This is a genomic window from Baekduia sp. (genome assembly GCF_035318805.1).
GTDB lineage: Bacteria > Actinomycetota > Thermoleophilia > Solirubrobacterales > Solirubrobacteraceae > Baekduia.
Genome location: NZ_DATHDY010000086.1, coordinates 1 through 3,090 on the forward strand (window position 1 = coordinate 1; position 3,090 = coordinate 3,090).

Here is a 3,090-nt window from a genome sequence, read left to right on the forward strand (position 1 = left end):
GGGCGGACATGATCGCCAGCGTCAGCGGCAGGCGGATCTCGTTCACGGTGCCCTCGCCGAGGACCGATGTGACCGTGACCTCGCCGCCGAGCTCGCGGATCTTCTCGCGGACCGCGTCCATGCCGACCCCGCGCCCCGACAGGGCGCCGATCTCGGCGGCGGTGGAGAAGCCGGGCGCGAAGAGCAGCTCGATGGCGCCGCGCATGTCGATGAGCTGGGCCTGCTCGCGGGTGATGAGCCCGCGCTCGACGGCGATCGCGGCGACCTTCACGGGGTCGATGCCGCGGCCGTCGTCCTTGACGGTGATGGCGATGCTGCCGCCGGCGTGGCGGGCGGCGATCGTCAGCTTGCCGGTCGGCGGCTTGCCGGCGGCGATCCGGTCCTCGGGCGCCTCCAGGCCGTGGTCGAGCGAGTTGCGGATCAGGTGGACCAGCGGGTCGCCGATCGCGTCGACGACCGTGCGGTCAAGCTCGGTCTCCTTGCCGACGAGGTCCAGCTCGACCTGCTTGTCGAGCTTGCTGGCGACGTCGCGCACCAGGCGCGGAAAGCGCATGAAGACGGCCTCGATCGGGATCATGCGGATCTGCATGACCATCGCCTGCAGGGCGTGCGAGGAGCGGGTGAGCTCCTGCATCGCCTGGCTGAGGCCCGGGACGTCGGCCTCGAGCGACAGCGCCTCGACGTGCGTGCGCTGCACGACGAGCTCGCCCATCAGGTGCATGAGCTGGTCGAGGCGCTCGGCATCGACGCGGACGGTCTGGTGCGCGCCCTTCTTGGCGGCGGCCGCGGCGCCGGCGGGCGCGGCGACGATCGCCGCGGCGGGCGCATCGCCCGCCTCGACGGCCGCCAGCGGCGTGCCGTCCTCGACGGGCTCGACGGCGGCCTCGGCCACGCGGGCGTCGGCGACGTCGGGCACCGAGCGGATCGCGGCGGCGATCGCGTCGACCTCGTGGTCGGTGGCCAGCAGGATCTCGACGATGCGGCCGTCGAAGCCGTCGATCTCGCCCTCGGTCGGGCTCGAGCGCAGGACGTCGCCGTTCTCGGCGGCGGCGGCCAGGACCTGGAACGCGCGGACGGCGGGCATCTGGGCGTCCTCGCCCAGGACGGCGTGGATCTCGAGCACCACGCGGCCGTCGCCGACCGGCGCCAGCCGCGGCGCGGCGATCTCGACCTCCGGCGCGGGCGCGGCGGCCTCGGGGTCGTCCTTCTCGCGGACGAGCGCGCCGAGGCGCTCGACCAGCTCGGCCGGGTCGAGGCTCTCGGCGCCGTCGTCGTCGATCGAGTCGACCGCGCCCGAGAGCGCGTCGAGGCAGGCCAGCAGCACGTCGACGACCTCACCGGTCAGCCCGGTGCCGCGCTGGCGCAGCAGCTCGAAGACGTCCTCCATCTTGTGCGTCAGGGTCGCCATCCCCTCGAAGCCCATGGTCGCGGCCATGCCCTTCAGCGAATGGGCGATCCGGAAGATCGCGTCGACCGTGTCGCGGTCGTCGGGCGCCTCCTCGAGGCGCACGACGGCGAGGTTGAGCTCCTGGAGGTTCTCCCGGCACTCGGCCAGGAACATCGGGAGGTACTCGGAGGTGTCCATCACGACTTCCGGTAGACGAAGGGGGACTCGGGCTCGAGGCCGTGCCGGGCGGGCTCCGAGACGCGCTCGGTGGCGCCGACGACGAGGCGACCGCCGGGCCGCAGGCTGTCCGCCAGGCGGCCGTGCAGGGCGTCGCGCACGTCCTCGTTGAAGTAGATGACGGTGTTGCGGCACAGCACGAGGTCGTAGGACCCCGCGGCCGGCGCGGCGCGCAGCAGGTCGCCGGTCTCGAAGCGCACCATGCGCTTGAGCGCGTCGCCGGCGTGCCAGGCGCCGTCGACCATCTGGAAGTGCGAGGCGAGCGTCGCCGTGGGCGCGTCGCGCGCGTCCTCGGCGGTGAACACGCCGGCCCGGGCGCGCTCGACCATGCGGGCGTCGATGTCGGTGCCCAGGATCGTGACCTGCGCGCGCGGCAGGGCGCGGCGCGCGATCGCCGCCAGGGTGTAGGCCTCGGCGCCGTAGGAGCTGCCGGCGCTCCAGGCGCGGATCCTCGGGGGCTGGGTGGCCGCCGTCCGCGCGAGATCGGGGAGGACCGTCTCCTCCAGGACCTCCCACTGCTCGGGGTTGCGCCACAGCTGCGAGACGTTGATCGTCACGCGGCCCAGGAACCGGTCGAGCTCGGCCCGGTCGGCCTTCAGCCGCGCGGCGTAGGCCAGGAGCCCGTCCACGTCGCGCGTGGCGACGAACGAGCGGATGCGCCGCTCCATCTGGCCGCGCTTGTACTGCAGCAGGTCGATGCCGCACAGCCGGCGGATCGCCAGGCAGAACGGCTCGTAGTCGTCGGCGGTGCCGCGGCCGGTCGCGGCGTCGCGCGTCGTGACGAGGCTCATGATCCGGTCTCGGTCGCGATGGCCTCGGCGAGCTCGCCGAGGGGCAGGACGTCGTCGGCCAGGTGCGCTTCCACGATGGCGCGCGGCATGCCGTAGACGGTGCAGGTCGACTCGGCCTCGGCGAGGATCCGGCCGCCGCGGGCGCGGACCTCGCGTGCGCCCTCCAGGCCGTCCTTGCCCATGCCGGTCATGACGACGAGCAGCAGGCGCTCGCCGTAGATCCGCGCGGCGTCGGCGATCGTCAGGTCCGCGCGCGGGCGCAGGCCGCCGACCGCTGCCTCGTCGGTGAGGCGCGCGACGCCGTCGTCAGCCAGGCGCAGGTGGCTGCCGCCCGGGGCGAGGATGAGCGTGTCGGGCCGCAGGGCCTCGCCGCCGGCGGCCTCGACCACGGTCAGCTTGGCGCTGCGGTCCAGCCGTTGCGCCAGCGAGGCGGTGAAGCCCGCGGGCATGTGCTGGACGATCATGCCGCCCGCGCCCAGGGGCGAGGGCAGCCGCGGGATCAGCTCGGCCAGGGCGCGCGGGCCGCCGGTCGAGGTGGCGATCAGCACGACCTTCTTGCCGGCGGTCGCCCCGACGCGCCGGGCGCGCAGGCGCGTGACGGCGGAGTCGGCCGGTAGCGGCGTCACGCGGGCCGGGCGCGGCGGGCGCGCGGGGCCGGCCACCGCCGGCGCGGCC

3 protein-coding genes are annotated in these 3,090 nt (G+C 74.7%); all 3 read right to left on the bottom strand.

Features of this window, described 5'->3' with window-relative positions; genetic code table 11:
* The coding region (locus VK501_RS19030) for a chemotaxis protein CheA (RefSeq protein ID WP_324340144.1) at window positions 1–1,585 on the bottom strand (1,585 nt) is incomplete at its 3' end.
* Window positions 1,585–2,415, bottom strand: coding sequence for a protein-glutamate O-methyltransferase CheR (locus tag VK501_RS19035; RefSeq protein ID WP_324340145.1), 831 nt, complete (start codon window positions 2,413–2,415; stop codon window positions 1,585–1,587). The genes VK501_RS19030 and VK501_RS19035, both read right to left, overlap by 1 nt.
* The coding region (locus VK501_RS19040; RefSeq protein WP_324340147.1) for a CheB methylesterase domain-containing protein at window positions 2,412–3,090 on the bottom strand (679 nt) is incomplete at its 5' end. The genes VK501_RS19035 and VK501_RS19040, both read right to left, overlap by 4 nt.

What these genes read in the sequence shown, in the direction of transcription:
- VK501_RS19035 (WP_324340145.1), bottom strand. Translation starts at nt 2,415, where the DNA reads ATGAGCCTCGTCACGACGCGCGACGCCGCGACCGGCCGCGGCACCGCC.